Source organism: Haliea sp. E17, assembly GCF_048323675.1.
Classification (GTDB): Bacteria; Pseudomonadota; Gammaproteobacteria; order Pseudomonadales; family Halieaceae; genus Mangrovimicrobium.
In genome coordinates, this window is the sequence record NZ_JBLWFK010000007.1 from 56,192 (window position 1) to 69,669 (window position 13,478).

Consider the following 13,478-nt stretch of genomic DNA (forward strand, 5'->3'; position numbering starts at 1 on the left):
AGTGACTTCGAGATGACTACACCCCGAATTTCCCTGCGCAAGTTCCTGCCGCTGCTGGTGCTGGGCGGCCTGCTGGGGCTGGCGGCGCTGGCCCTGCTGAACCCGCCCGCCGCCGACCGTTCGCGGCCCAGCCAGGGTGCGCGCCTGTCGGTGGAGACCCAGCGCCTGGAACCGCTCAGCTACCAGGTGATGATTCCCAGCTACGGCCGGGTGCGCCCGCGTACCGAGAGCACGCTGGTCTCCCAGGTGGGCGGCGAGGTGATCTGGGTCAGCCCCCAGTTCCGCGACGGCGGCATTTTCCGCGCGGGTGAAACCCTGCTGCGTATCGACGACCGCGACTACCAGGCGGATGTGCAGATCGCCCGGGCCCAGCTGTTCGAAGCGCAACAGGCCCTGGCCGAGGAAGCGGCGCAGTCCCAGCAGGCGCTGGCGGACTGGCAGCGCCTCGGCGATGGCAGCGACGCCGATGCCCTGGTGCTGCGCAAGCCACAGTTGCTCGCCGCCCAGGCCCGGGTGGCTTCCGCCGAGGCACAGCTGGCCAAGGCGCAGCTGCAGCTCGACCGCACCAGCATCATCGCGCCCTTTGCCGGCCGTATCCTCTCCACCGAGGTGGACCTCGGCGAGGTGATCAACGCCAACAGCCAGCTCGGCGAGATGTACGCTACCGATTACGTGGAGATCCGCCTGCCGGTGGCCAACGCGGACCTGCCGTTCATCGACCTGCCCGAGCCGGACAGCGCCGGAGACACTGCGGTACCGCCCCCGCGGGTGCCGGTGGCCATCCATTCCTCGCTGTCCCGGGACTCCCGCTGGGAGGGCTTCCTGGTGCGCACCGAGGGCGCCATCGACGACACCTCCCGCCAGTTGCACGTGATCGCCCAGGTGGACGATCCCTTCGAGCTGCTGGCCTCTGCGGCCGCTGCGCCGGCCAGCCGCAAGCCGCTGAAAATCGGTGAGTACGTCACCGCCGAGATCGCCGGCACCACGCTGGAAGAGGCGCTGGTGATCCCCAACAGCACTATCTACCAGGGCAGTTACGTCTACGTGGTGGAGGAGGGGCTGTTGCAGCGGCGCAGCGTGGAGGTGGCCTGGCGCAACGATATCGATGCGGTGGTCGCCGCCGGCCTGCAGGCGGGCGACGAACTGGTGCTCACCGCGCTGGGACAGGTGACCTCCGGCACCCGGGTGCAGGTGGCCGGCGCCGCGCCGCTGGAGCGCGCCGCCCAGCTCGATCCGGATGGCGCTGGCCGCCCCGACTCAACCGGCGAGAAGGCCGGTCCGCCCGCCGGGGATGGCCCGCCGCCGGGCGCCCAGGGTAAATGGGGAGGGCCGCGCTCATGATCGCCTGGTTCGCGCGCAATTCGGTGGCCGCCAACCTGCTGATGGTGAGCATCATCGTCGGCGGCCTGCTGGCGCTGAAAACCGAACTCACCCTCGAGGTATTCCCGGATGCCTCGCCGGACACCATCAGCATTGCGGTGCCGCTGCGCGGCGCCACCCCCGAGGACGTGGAACTCGGCGTCGCCACCCGCATCGAGGAAGCGGTGCAGGACATCGAGGGCATCGACCGCATGACCAGCACCTCGGTGGAGGGCTCCACCTCGGTGCAGCTGGAGCTGGACAGCGACTACGACCCGCGCAACGTCCTCGATGACGTCAAGGCGCGGGTCGACGCCATCAACACCTTTCCCGCCGACACCGAGAAGCCGGTGATCAGCCTCGCCGTGCGCAAGCGCGCGGTGATTGACGTGGTGGTGGCCGGCGACCTCGCGGAAGACGAGTTGCTGGGTTTTGCCGAGCAGGTGCGCGACGACCTGCTGCGGCTGGAGGGCGTCACCCAGGTGGAGCTGTCCTCGGTGCGCAACTACGAGATCGCCATCGAGGCCTCCCAGGACCGACTGCGCGAGTACGGCCTGACCCTGGACCAGCTCTCCCAGGCCATCAACAACAGCTCCGTGGACCTCTCCGCCGGCAACATGCGCGCCGCTGGCGGCGATATCCTGCTGCGCTCCAAGGGCCAGGCCTACCGCCGCTCGGAGTTCGAGCGGATTCCGGTGAAGACCAATACCGACGGCACCATCGTTACCCTGGGCGATGTCGCCAGTGTCACCGACGGCTTCGAGGAAGAGGCCATGACCACCACCTTCAACGGCATGCCGGCGGCCTTCGTCAAGGTCTACCGGGTGGGCGACCAGAGTGCGCTGGATGTCGCCGGCCAGGTGAAGACCTACATCGAGCAGCGCCAGGACAGCCTGCCGGTGGGTATCGCGCTGGACTACTGGGACGACGACTCCTCGATTCTCCGCAGCCGCCTCGGCACCATGCTCAACAGTGCATTGGAGGGGGCCGTGCTGGTGATCCTGCTGCTGGCGCTGTTCCTGCGCCCGGCGATCGGTTTCTGGGTGTTCGTGGGCATCCCGGTGGCCTTCCTCGGCGGCGTTATCGCCATGGGCCTGACCGGCACAACCCTCAACGTGATGAGCGCCTACGGCTTTATTATCGCCCTGGGCCTGGTGGTGGACGACGCCATCGTCACCGGCGAGAATGTCTACACCCACATGCGCAGCAGTGAATCCAGCCTGCACGCGGCGATCCGCGGCACCGAGGAAGTGGCCCTGCCAGTGACCTTCGGGGTGCTGACGACCATCGCCGCCTTCCTGCCCATCGCCTTTATCGAGGGCCACATGGGCGCCATGTTCAGCGCCGTGCCGGCGGTGGTGATCCCGGTGCTGCTGTTCTCCCTGGTGGAATCCAAGTTTGTGCTGCCGGCCCACCTGGCGCACATCCGGCTCAACGGCGATCGCCAGTCGGACAGCGGCTGGGCGCGCTGGCAGAACCGTTTCGCCAGCGGCTTTGAAAACGCCATCCTCAGGCATTACCAGCCCCTGCTGCGGGTGGCGACGGCGCACCGCTACACCACCCTGGCGGCCTTTGTCGGGCTGCTGCTCCTGATCCTGGCGCTGATTACCAGCGGCTGGACGCGCTTCGTGTTCTTTCCCAATATCGAGGGCGAAACCGGCACCGCCACCCTGACCATGCCGGTGGGCACGCCCTTCGACGTCACCAACAGCTATATCAGCCGCATCGACGCGGCGGCCCGGGAACTGCAGGAGCGCTATCGCGATCCGGAAACCGGGGAGAGCGCCATTCGCAATATCCTCTCCGCCGCCGGTTCCGGCAGCGGCCGCGGCGCCAGCGCCAACCAGGGCCGGGTCACATTTGAGACGGTGCCGGTCCAGGATCGCCCCGAAAACCTTTCCGTGGCGGGGCTGGTGGACGAATGGCGCGAATTGGTGGGCGCCATGCCCGGCGCGGAATCGCTGACCTTCCGCTTCAGCATGTTCCGCCCCGGCGACCCGATCGATGTGCAGCTCAGCGGCAAGTCCATGGAAACCCTGTCGAGGGTGGCCGACGAGGTGAAGGCGCAGCTGGCCACCTACGACGGTGTGTTCGACATCGCCGACAGCCTTTCCGACGGCAAGGAAGAGCTCTACATCGAACTCACCGAGCAGGGCAAGGTGCTCGGGCTGACCCGCAGCGACGTGGTCGGGCAGGTCGGCAACGCCTACAAGGGCGCCCAGGCCCAGCGCATCCAGCGCGGCCGGGACGATGTCCGGGTGCTGGTGCGGCTGCCGCTGGGCGAGCGCAGTACCCTGGATACCCTCAACAACATGCTGATCGAAACGCCCGCTGGCGGCAGTGTGCCGCTCGGCCACGTGGCGCGGCTGATTCCCGGCAAGGGGCCCTCGCGCATCACCCGGGTGGACGGTTTCCGGGTGCTCAACATTACCGCCGACGTGGAAAAGGGCGCGGTGAACATGACCGCGCTGCAGTCGGACCTGACCACCTACCTCGACCAGCTGGTGCAGCAGTTCCCCGGTGTCGCCTACTCGCTGGAGGGCGAGGCCCGCCAGCAGCGTGAATCCTTCGACAGCATGGAGGCGGGCCTGCTGGCGGTGCTGTTCGGCATCTACTGCCTGCTGGCCCTGCCGCTGCGCTCCTACTTCCAGCCGCTGGTGGTGATGTCGGTGATGCCCTTCGGCCTGATCGGCGCGGTGCTCGGTCACTGGCTGCTGGGACAGCCGCTGTCCCTGCAGAGCCTGCTGGGATTGATGGCCCTGGTCGGCGTACTGGTCAACGACAGCCTGGTGCTGGTGGACTACTGCAACCAGCGCCGACGCGCCGGGGAGCAACTCCAGGTCGCGGTGATCAATGCCGGTGTCGCGCGTTTCCGGCCGGTGTTCCTGACCTCCATGACCACCTTCCTCGGCCTGCTGCCGCTGCTGCTGGAGCGCTCGATGGATGCCCAGTTCCTGGTCCCTATGGCCATATCCCTCGGCTTCGGCATTCTTTTCGCGACGGTTATTACGCTGTTCCTGATACCCACCAACCTGCTGATCGCCGAGGACATTCGCCGCTTGATCAAAGGGCAGCGGGCGGTGGAAACGGTGCCGGCGGAGGCTTCTGTTCCGCACTGAGGTCAAACCGAACGCAGTGTGGTTTTAGCGGGCTTGAACCCTGCTCCACAGGTAGAGCGTGAGACGGAACCTGCCTGCTGGAACCGTGTGGCGACATGGATGTCGCCACCCGAGCCTGCACATGGATGTGCGCTTTTTGGCGTGTTCCAGCAGGCAGGTTCCGTTTCGCGCTCGGCGACAAAGCCTGTTCACTAGCGGCCCAATCAGTCCCCTCATACAACTTTATTAACGTGATCACGTGCAAATGATAATGATTACGATTACTATAAATATCAATGCAATCTGGAATCCCGTGCGCTGAACGCAATCGTTCGCGTATGAAAATTCCCTCCCCGCTGGAACAGGAAGTTCGCGGGGTGCTATCGGGTTACGACAAGACTATGACTTCCTTCCGCGTGCCTGGCCTGTGGCTGGGCTCAGTCCGCCAGTGGCACTGGATCAGCTCCGCTCTCTGCCTGGTGGGCATGCTGCTGTTCGCAGTGACCGGCATCACCCTCAATCACGCGGGTGAGATCGAGGCGCGGCCGGTAACCCGTGCGTTCGAGCAGGCGCTGCCCGTTGAACTGGCGGCGCAACTGCGGGACTTCGCCGGCACTCCGGACGCCGCCGCTGCGCGCCTGCCGCCGGCACTGCGGCACTGGCTGGCGGAACGGGCGATACCCGTGGGCGGCCGCAAAGGGGAGTGGAGCGAGGACGAACTTTATGTCGCCATGCCCCGTCCCGGTGGCGACGCCTGGCTGGCCATTGACCTGGCGACGGGCGAATTGCTTTACGAGGATACCGACCGCGGTCTCGTGTCCTGGCTCAACGACCTGCACAAGGGGCGCAATACCGGCGTCGCCTGGCGCTGGTTTATCGATGTCTTTTCCGTCGCCTGCCTGGTGTTCTGTGCGACTGGCCTGTGGCTGCTGGCGCGGCACAGCACATCGCGGCCCGCGACCTGGCCGGTGGTCGGGCTGGGGCTGGTGTTGCCGTTGCTGTTGATCATTCTGTTTGTTCACCGTTGATTGAGGTTTACATGAACTTTCCGCTGAAACGGGCAATGGCGCTGCTGCTTGCGGGCGCCGCGAGTGGGGCGCAGGCCCAGTCCCTGGAGGTCGATCTCGGAATTCCGCGCCTGCAGGTGGCCGAGTACCACCGCCCCTATGTCGCCCTGTGGCTGGCGCGGCCGGACAACTCCGTGGCCGCGCACCTCGCGGTGCTCTACGACGTGGACATGGAAAACGACGAGGGCGAAAAGTGGTTAAAGGACCTGCGCCAGTGGTGGCGCCGCGGCGGTCGCACACTCGATATGCCGGTGGATGGTGTCAGCGCGGCGACCCGCGGGCCTGGCAGCCACCAACTGGCGTTTGCCGACACACTGGCGGACCTGCCGCCGGGAGATTACCGCCTGCTGGTGGAAGCTGCCCGTGAAGTCGGCGGGCGGGAAATGCTGGAAATTCCCTTCAGCTGGCCGGTGGCCGAACCGGTGACTGCGACAGCCGCCGGTGCCAGCGAACTGGGCACCGTCACTATCAGCCTGAAACCCTGAGTGCCGCGCACGGCAATCCGCCGGGCAATACCTGCAACCGACCAGAGGACTGACCATGAAAAAAATGACCGCGGCTTTTGCCACCGCACTGGTACTGGCTGGACTGGGCTCCGCCGCCCAGGCCCACCGGGCCTGGATACTTCCCGCCGCCACGGTGTTGTCCAGCGAGGACCCCTGGGTGACCTTCGACGCGGCGATCTCCAACGACCTGTTCCACCCGGACCATCACGCCCTGCGCCTCGACGGGGTGCAGGCCATCGGCCCGGACGGCAAGGCGGTGGAACTGCAGAACAGCAGCAGCGGCAAGTACCGCAGCACCTTTGACATCAATCTCGCCCTGCCCGGCACTTACAAGGTATACACCGCCAGCAGCGGTCTCACCGCCCGCTGGGAAACCGATGACGGTCAGCGCCGCTTCTGGCCCGGCCGCGGCGAGGCGCCGGACCCGGCGCGCTTTGCCGAGGAAGTGCCGACACAGGCCAAGAACCTGTCGATTACCCAGAGTTCCCGGCGTATCGAGACCTTCGTATCCGCCGGTGAACCCGATGGTGGGGCCATGGCGCCCAGTAACGTGGGCCTGGAGCTGGCGCCGGTGACGCACCCCAACGACCTCTACGTGGGTGAGACAGCGACCTTCCGCTTCCTGGTCGACGGCGAGCCCGCCGCCGGCGCCGAGGTCTCGATACTGCCCGGCGGCATGCGCTACCGCGACGATCCTGAGGAGATCAGCCTGGTCGCGGATGAGCAGGGCCTGGTGACAGTCGACTGGCCGCGCGCCGGCATGTACTTCATGGAGGTCAGTTACAGCGATAGCAGGGCTCCGGCTCCCGCCACCGAGCGGCGGGGCAGCTACGTGGCCACCTTCGAAGTGCTGCCGCTCTAGCTACAATTGCGTCCGCCGTGACGGCACTACCGCTACTGCAGGCCGCCGCGCTGGTCCTGGCCTACCTCGCACTGTGCTGGAGGTGCCTGGGCCGCAGGGGCGCGGCGTCGGAAGGCGCCTCCGGGGCCACCCTGCTGGTCGCCTACGCCAGCCAGGGCGGCGAGGCCGAGGCGATAGCCCGTCGCCACGGGGAAATGCTCGGCCGCACCCGGCCGGTGCGGGTGCTGCCCCTCAACCAGGTCGATGCGGCGCTGCTGCGGCAGGTGCACACCGGGCTGTTCGTCGCCAGCACCTATGGCGAGGGTGAGTCGCCGGACAACGCCCTGCGTTTCGCCCGCCAGTGGCTGCGCGCCCGGCCCGCGGCGGACCTGTCCCACCTGCACTATGCCGTGCTCGCCCTCGGCGACAGCGCCTACCGCCAGTTCTGCGCCTTTGGTGACCACCTTGACCGGGGCTTGTCGGCGCACGGAGGCCGGCAGTTATTTCCGGCGATCAAGGTGGACCGGATGGACGCCGCCGCCCTGCAGCAATGGCGACGGGAGTTACAGGCCTGCGGACTGCTGGAGGCAACTGGCGACCCGATATCGGCCACTGGCCGCGAACTGCCCCGTCTGCCCTGCAGGCTGCTGCAGCGCCGCCAGCTGAATCCCGGCTCCGCAGGCGGCCCGGTGTTCCACCTGCGCTTCGAGGCCCGCGCAGGCAATCCCTGGCAGGCGGGCGACATCGCTGTGTTCGATGTGCCCGGGCCTGCCGGGAGCAGCGAAAAGCGCGAATACTCGATCGCCTCGATTGCGGAGCACGGCTCCCTGGACCTGCTGGTGCGCCAGGTGCGCAAGGACGACGGCAGCCTGGGGCTCGGTTCCGGCTGGCTTGGCGCCACCCTGCCCCTCGGCGGGGAGGTGCTCATCGGCCTGCGTGACAACCCGGCATTCCAGCCACCGCCGGACGCGGCGCCGTTGATCCTGGTGGGCAACGGCACCGGGATCGCGGGCCTGCGCGCCCACCTGCAGGCCCGGGAGCTGGCCGGCCAGCCGCGCAACTGGCTGGTGTTTGGCGAGCGGGCAAGGGCCCACGACAGTTTCTTCGATGACGAATTGCGCGCCTGGGTAAGCGGCGGCCACCTGCAGCGTCTGGATCGCGTATTTTCCCGGGAGGGCGAGCCGCTGCGCTATGTGCAGGATCTCCTGGTGCGGCAATCCGCGCTGCTGGCCGACTGGCTGGCGCAGGGTGCCTGCATCTATGTCTGCGGCAGCGCCCGGGGCATGGCTCCCGCGGTTCACCGGGTACTGCTCGATGTTCTCGGCGAGGCAGCCCTGGAAGGCCTGCTGCTGGCGGGCCGTTACCGGCGCGACGTTTACTGACACGCGGCCTCACGCTGCGGGGTGGACGTCGGGGTTTGTGCGGCGCTACGGCGCCGGTTGCGGCCTGGCCTCAGTGAAAGATCATCGCCAGCAGCTGGTCCAGCGCCTCGCGGCTGCCGCTGCGCTGGGTGACGTAGTCCACGTGCGCTTCCTCGCCGCGTTCCGGCGACAGCTGGATACCCCACAGGGCCTGGATCTGCTGGGGCAGCAGGGAATAGCGCATGTCCACCACCCGCCAGGCGTGCTGTTCATCCAGGGCCAGGTAGCCATCGGAGAAGTGGGCGAAGCGCTGGATATCCCGCCACTGCTGGCTGTTGTCCTGCAACCAGGGCAAGTGCCGGGGCGCGTCCAGTTTCACCACCGAATCGCCGGGCCAGATCGTCTCCTGTCCCAGCCCGGGTTTCACCGCGTCGACATGGAAGGCGTCGGCGGTTTCGTAAATCACTTTCCACACCACCAGGTTGCCGAAACTCGGCTTGGCCTCCAGGCGCAGCGGCTGATCCCCGCGGCTGGCGGCAATGGCCTCGCCCATGGCGATGGCCCGCTCGTGCTGGATAAAACCGAGTCCGAGGTAGCAGGCCGACCAGGCGATGCCGGCCAGCAGCCAGGGGCGGGAACGGCGGCGGATGGCGAAACCCAGCGCCAGCAACAGCGGCAGGGTAAACAGCGGGTCGATCACCGAGATGCTGTCCCAGGCAAAGCGCCGGTCGCTCAGCGGCCACAGCAGCTGCGTGCCGTAGGAGGTGCAGCCGTCGAGCAGGCCGTGGGTGGCGTAGCCGAGGATGCTCCAGAGCACGCACTGGCGCCAGTCCAGTTGCCAGCGCCGTCCCAGCAGGCCGTACAGGGCCAGGCCGACGATGCCGCCCAGCAGCGGGATCATCAGCAGGGAGTGGGTAAACTGGCGGTGGTACTCCAGGGCGAGCAGCGGGTCGGTGCCCGAGCGGATGAAGATATCCAGGTCCGGCGCCATCCCGCCCAGCGCCCCGACCAGCGCGACTTTGGCGAAGTCGCGCGGCCTGGCTGCCAGTTGCGCGGCGGCGGCGCCCACGGCGCCCTGGGTGATCGGGTCCATATTGCTGATACTTTACATTGTCGGCAGCGGGCTGCCGAGCCGCTCAGCCGGGTCCCGCGGGACCCGCAGCAGCGGAATGCAGGCGGTCATCAGCAGCAGGAACACCGCCAGTCCCAGCAACAGGATCCGGTAGCTGCCGGTGGTGTCATAGAGCCAGCCGGCCAGCAGCGGCGCATTGGCGGCGAGCATGGAGTTGGCGAGGGTGGAGGCGCCGAGCACCTGGCCGTAGACCCGGGTATCGTAGATTTGCGCCACCATCGACGCGAATATCGGGAACACCCCGCCGCCGCCAACCCCCATGAACGCGGCGGCCAACAGCAGTACGGTGTAGGTTTCCGCACTCATGAACAGCAGGCAGGCGGCGCCCTGGCAGAGGGTCATGATCGCCACCACCAGCTTGAGGTTGATGGCATCGCAAAGCCAGCCGAGGAAGGGGCTGGCGAATACCCCGATAAAGGCCACCAGTGAAACCAGGAAGGCGCCGCGCACCACCGGCTCGCCGAGGTCGACGGCGAACAGGGACAGGTTGGCCAGCAGGGAGGTGTTGGTTGCCATACCGGCGCCGGCGATAAACACGATCAGCCAGAAATTGCGGTCCCCCAGCAATTGCCCCCAACCCAGTTTTGGCGTGGCGGGCGCGGACTCGCCGGTGGCCGTTTGCGCCGCGGGATCGGCGCTTTCGCCCAGGGGGCGCAGGCCCTTCAACGCGGGCCGGTCCACCACGAACAGCACCGTCAGCAGGGGGCCGGCGATCATGATCAGCACACCCATGCCGCCGATGGCCACCCGCCAGTCATGGGATTCCATGGTCGCGGCGAAGATCGGCGGGTAAAAGAAGCCGCCGAACTGGGTGCCCAGCGCCGCGATACCGATGGCCAGGCCCCGGTAGCGCACGAACCAGCGGGTCAGCAGGGTGGCGGCGGTGAGCAGGCTGAGGGCTGCGGCGCCGATACTGATAAACAGGATGTAGCTGGCGATCACCATCCACACGTGGCTGCTCATGGCGACCCAGAGAAAACCCGCCCCCATGACCAGTGAGCTGACGATCAGCAGGCCGCGGCTGGAAGTGCGGTCGAGCAGGCTGCCGACACTGGGCGACAGCAGGCCCATAACCAGCAACATGCCGGTGGAGCCCGCCATCAGTGCGAGGCGGCTGGCGCCGAATTCCTGCCCTACGGCGCCCGCCACCAGGCTGTACATGTACATGGTGGTGCCCATGCCGATGCTGACCAGCAGCAGTAACACTGCCACCAGAATCCAGCCGTAGAAAAAACCGGAAGTTGCCTGGGAAGCCCGGGAGATTTGCATAGTGATCGCTGCCTGTCTTGTTATTGGAATTGCGCACCCCGTCCCTGGGCACAGGCATTGTAGCGTGACCCGGGCCCCCTGCCTGCGGTGTTTTTGCAAAAAACCGCCGGGAGGACCCGTATGAATTGCCGGTGCAGGCTAGCGGGCGAAGACCTGCGTCCAGTAATTGACGTAGGTACTGCCCTGTTTGGTGTAGCGCGCCGCGCCAAGGTCGCGGAAGTTGGGGTTCATCAGGTTGGCGCAGTGGCCGTCGCTGTTGATCCAGGAGTCCATCGCGGACTGCACGGTGCTGCGATAGGTCCCCGCGCTGATGTTTTCACCGTAGGTCGACCAGTTGTAACCGGCACTGGAAATGCGCTGGCCGGGGTTGCTGCCATTCAGCCCGATGTGCGAGAAGTAGTTGTTTTCGGCCATATCCATGGAGTGGTAGTAGGCCGCGGTTTCCAACTGGCAGTTCCAGGCCAGGGGCGCGGCGGCGGGGAAGTTGCCCTCATTGCCGCATCCCTGTGGTTCGGCGCGGAAGGCGTTGACCGCGTCGAGCATGGCCTGGTCTTCCGCGGTCATGGTGCAGAGGTTGGTGCCGGCCGTGGAACCCCCGCTGCTGCCGCCGCTCCCCGCGTTGTTGTCGACGCTGTCGCAGCTGTCGCCGATACCGTCGCCGTCGCTGTCGGCCTGGCTGGGGTTGTAGACCGTGGGACAGTTGTCGGCGCTGTCCGCGATACCGTCGCGGTCGCTGTCGGTGAGGGCGTCGCAGGCGTCGCCGTAGCCATCGCGGTCGCTGTCCCGCTGGTCGGGGTTGGCGACATCGACGCAGTTGTCCGAGGCATTGCGCACATAGCCTTCCGGCGCTTCGGCGGCCTGGATAACCTGGGCGCGGTCGCCGTAGCCGTCGCCGTCGGCATCGAGGTAGTAATTGAGCAGGCGGAAACCCTCGTCGACAGTGCCATCGCAGTTGTTGTCGACGCTGTCCAGCTGCTCTTCAGCCCCGGGGTAGATGGCGCTGTTGTTGTCGTCGCAGTCGGTATCCCGGGTGACAAAACCCGCCGGCGCCTCCAGGGCTTCCATGCGCCAGTCGTGGACGCCAAAGCCGTCGCCGTCGACGTCGCGGAAGAAAATCGAGACGGCCTCGTCGATGATGCCGTCACAGTCGTTGTCGAGGCTGTCGAGCACTTCGATCGCCGCGGGATTGACCGCGGCGAGGGTGTCGTCGCAGTCGAAATTGTTGCGCACATAGTCGCGTGAGGCGTCGGCGGCAGCCACGCTGATCGCGGGGTCGCCGAAGCCGTCACCGTCGTGGTCGAGGTAGAGAAGGGCATCCCGGAAGCCCTCGTCGACCAGGCCATTGCAGTTGTTGTCCTGGCCGTCCTTACGCTCCCTGGCCCAGGGATAGGTCTCCGCGTCGCTGTCGTCGCAGTCCGTATCCAGGGCCACGAACCCTGCGGGTTGCTCGACCGATACAATGGATTCGCTGGCGCTGCCGTAGAAATCGCCGTCTTCGTCTCGGTACCAGGTACGCGTCGCGCTGAGTGGCTCAAATTCTGCCGATACCTCGATGTCCTGGGCGAAGGGCGCCCATTTTGGCGGTAGCGGGGCAAGGGTCAGCTCACAGCGCGGAATGGGAAAGCGCGCGCAGATGCCTTCCCAGCGCACGAAACGGTAGCCCTCGGCGGGTTCGGCGGTGAAGGTGTCGCTGGTGCGCTGGTCAATCTCGAAACTGCAGGTGGTTCCCGGGCAGCTGTACAGGCCGGACGCGGAGAGAATCGTGCCGCTTGCGTCATGGCTGACCACCAGGCGGCAACTGGCGACGGCCAGACAGGCGGCTGCCAGGCAGGCGGCCCTCAGTAATCGGCGGGTATACCGGGTGTGTCCCAAGATCAACCTCCGCGGAACGACAGCGTTTTCGGGCTATTGGAGTCCGCTTATTGAAGGAGATGGTCGGGGCCCGCTCAACCAAATAGTGCAGGAAACTCGAGATAGTTCCCGGCGGGGGCGTATTTCTGTGAACTGAGTCAAAGTTGCCCACAAAAGGGCGGGAAGGGGATGGCGAGGCTGGGCCGGCGCCGGGTGGATGGGGCAGGTCGCGAAGTCACGGCTCCGCGATCCTGCCACTGGGGGAAGAGCCGGCCGGGAAAGCCGGCGCAGGGCCTCAGGCCGCTTCTTCTGAACTTTCCTCGACCGGGGTTTCGCCATCGGCGAGTTTGGCCTCGAGTTCCTCGACCTTGCGCTGCAGTTCGCTGTTTTCCGCCTTGGTCTTGTTCAGGTTGCGCTGCAGGAGGTCGGCAGCCTTGGTCTTCTCGGCCAGTTTCTTCTTGCCGGCGTCGAGGTTCTTCTTCATCCGCGCGGGGTCGAACTGCTTCAGGGTTTTCAGTTCTTCGCGCTCGCTGGCCAGGTCCTTTTGCAGGCTTTTTACTCGCTGCTTGAGGGTAGTGACTTCAGCTTGCAGTTTGTCGGCGCGATTGGTGAGCTCGCGATTCAGCTGCTCGGTACGCTGGTTTGACTCGGACTTGCTGGACAGCTCGGCGATGGTTTCCAGCTGCTTGTCGATGGTGGCCTGCAGCTCTTGGCGCTGCTGCGCCATGTCCTGCTTGCACTGCTCGAGTTCAGCGGCAGCGGCATCCAGTTTGGACTGGTATTCCTTGCGCAGGGTGTCTTCGAGTTCGATGATCTTTTCGAGTTTGTTGGCTGTAAGCATGGTTTCCTTTTCGTCAGTTCGTTCGGGCACTGCTTCCTCATCCGACAGGAAGACAGAAATCCTATTAATATCAATAAGATGCCTCACCCCGCGAAAAGGCCAGGGCCATTGCGGTGCGGGATGCGGATGCCACGGTAGGGGGTGGGGCGTCGT

The 13,478-nt window shown here is 66.3% G+C and carries 10 protein-coding genes; 6 read left to right on the top strand and 4 right to left on the bottom strand.

Annotated elements, in window-relative coordinates; translation table 11 throughout:
- Positions 1 to 12 precede the first annotated feature (12 nt).
- The 6 genes from ACNKU3_RS17975 to ACNKU3_RS18000 all read left to right on the top strand — a co-directional run bounded on the left by ACNKU3_RS17975 (position 13) and on the right by ACNKU3_RS18000 (position 8,253).
- Entirely contained in the window at positions 13 to 1,341 is a 1,329-nt protein-coding gene (locus tag ACNKU3_RS17975) for an efflux RND transporter periplasmic adaptor subunit (protein WP_418260940.1), read from the top strand.
- Complete coding sequence (locus ACNKU3_RS17980) at positions 1,338 to 4,478, top strand: efflux RND transporter permease subunit (RefSeq protein ID WP_418260941.1); 3,141 nt, start codon at positions 1,338 to 1,340, stop codon at positions 4,476 to 4,478. Before ACNKU3_RS17975 ends, ACNKU3_RS17980 begins: the two co-directional genes overlap by 4 nt.
- A 317-nt stretch (positions 4,479 to 4,795) precedes the next feature.
- Positions 4,796 to 5,485, top strand: coding sequence for a PepSY-associated TM helix domain-containing protein (locus ACNKU3_RS17985; RefSeq protein WP_418260942.1), 690 nt, complete (start codon positions 4,796 to 4,798; stop codon positions 5,483 to 5,485).
- A gap of 11 nt (positions 5,486 to 5,496) precedes the next feature.
- Positions 5,497 to 6,009 (top strand): DUF2271 domain-containing protein, encoded by a 513-nt coding sequence (locus ACNKU3_RS17990; protein WP_418260943.1) that lies wholly within the window; start codon positions 5,497 to 5,499, stop codon positions 6,007 to 6,009.
- A 55-nt stretch (positions 6,010 to 6,064) separates the two neighbouring features.
- A complete protein-coding gene (locus tag ACNKU3_RS17995; protein ID WP_418260944.1) occupies positions 6,065 to 6,892 on the top strand; it encodes a DUF4198 domain-containing protein in 828 nt (275 codons plus the stop codon).
- A 17-nt stretch (positions 6,893 to 6,909) separates the two neighbouring features.
- On the top strand, positions 6,910 to 8,253 hold the full coding sequence (locus ACNKU3_RS18000) for a sulfite reductase subunit alpha (protein WP_418260945.1): 1,344 nt from the start codon (positions 6,910 to 6,912) through the stop codon (positions 8,251 to 8,253).
- Between the two features lie 70 nt (positions 8,254 to 8,323).
- Here ACNKU3_RS18000 and ACNKU3_RS18005 read toward each other — a convergent pair whose 3' ends face one another.
- The 4 genes from ACNKU3_RS18005 to ACNKU3_RS18020 all read right to left on the bottom strand — a co-directional run bounded on the left by ACNKU3_RS18005 (position 8,324) and on the right by ACNKU3_RS18020 (position 13,355).
- Positions 8,324 to 9,325: a metal-dependent hydrolase gene (locus ACNKU3_RS18005; RefSeq protein ID WP_418260946.1), complete on the bottom strand. Its 1,002-nt coding sequence runs from the start codon at positions 9,323 to 9,325 to the stop codon at positions 8,324 to 8,326.
- A gap of 12 nt (positions 9,326 to 9,337) precedes the next feature.
- The gene (locus tag ACNKU3_RS18010) at positions 9,338 to 10,633 is read right to left on the bottom strand and encodes an MFS transporter (protein WP_418260947.1); all 1,296 of its coding nucleotides are present in this window, start codon (positions 10,631 to 10,633) and stop codon (positions 9,338 to 9,340) included.
- Positions 10,634 to 10,771: 138 nt separating this feature from the next.
- A complete protein-coding gene (locus ACNKU3_RS18015; RefSeq protein WP_418260948.1) occupies positions 10,772 to 12,505 on the bottom strand; it encodes a MopE-related protein in 1,734 nt (577 codons plus the stop codon).
- A 274-nt stretch (positions 12,506 to 12,779) separates the two neighbouring features.
- Positions 12,780 to 13,355 carry a hypothetical protein gene (locus tag ACNKU3_RS18020; RefSeq protein ID WP_418260949.1) on the bottom strand — a complete coding sequence of 192 codons (576 nt, stop codon included), beginning with the start codon at positions 13,353 to 13,355 and terminating at the stop codon, positions 12,780 to 12,782.
- Positions 13,356 to 13,478 lie beyond the last annotated feature (123 nt).

Coding starts and splice junctions, on each gene's coding strand:
- ACNKU3_RS18010 (WP_418260947.1), bottom strand. CDS start 10,633: ATGCAAATCTCCCGGGCTTCCCAGGCAACTTCCGGTTTTTTCTACGGC.
- ACNKU3_RS17995 (WP_418260944.1), top strand. CDS start 6,065: ATGAAAAAAATGACCGCGGCTTTTGCCACCGCACTGGTACTGGCTGGA.
- ACNKU3_RS17975 (WP_418260940.1), top strand. CDS start 13: ATGACTACACCCCGAATTTCCCTGCGCAAGTTCCTGCCGCTGCTGGTG.
- ACNKU3_RS17990 (WP_418260943.1), top strand. CDS start 5,497: ATGAACTTTCCGCTGAAACGGGCAATGGCGCTGCTGCTTGCGGGCGCC.
- ACNKU3_RS18005 (WP_418260946.1), bottom strand. CDS start 9,325: ATGGACCCGATCACCCAGGGCGCCGTGGGCGCCGCCGCCGCGCAACTG.
- ACNKU3_RS17985 (WP_418260942.1), top strand. CDS start 4,796: ATGAAAATTCCCTCCCCGCTGGAACAGGAAGTTCGCGGGGTGCTATCG.
- ACNKU3_RS17980 (WP_418260941.1), top strand. CDS start 1,338: ATGATCGCCTGGTTCGCGCGCAATTCGGTGGCCGCCAACCTGCTGATG.